The 212-nt window shown below is 49.5% G+C and carries 1 protein-coding gene; it reads left to right on the top strand.

Annotation, left to right across the window (positions count from 1 at the left end):
- On the top strand, positions 1 to 212 hold a 212-nt coding region (locus FD01_RS03280), incomplete at both ends, for an IS66 family transposase (protein WP_082611668.1).

Below are 212 nucleotides of genomic sequence, written 5' to 3'. Positions count from 1 at the left end.
AGGAACAAAACGCCGATCTTTTGGAGCAGCTGGCCCGATTTCAACGTTTTGTGTATGGCAATCGTTCAGAAGAGATTCACTCTGAACAAGGCACCCTCTCGAATGAGGATGCCAGTGTTTTCTTCGTCCCAGAGCACACTGGGGATCAAAGCGACCAGAGCGCAACCGCAGCTCAAGTACAAGAACCGAAGAAAAGCAAAGCTACACGCAAA

Source organism: Lacticaseibacillus manihotivorans DSM 13343 = JCM 12514, from assembly GCF_001435035.1.
Taxonomy (GTDB): domain Bacteria; phylum Bacillota; class Bacilli; order Lactobacillales; family Lactobacillaceae; genus Lacticaseibacillus; species Lacticaseibacillus manihotivorans.
The sequence above is the reverse complement of the archived record's forward strand: the minus strand, read 5'-3'. Positions and strand labels throughout refer to the sequence as shown.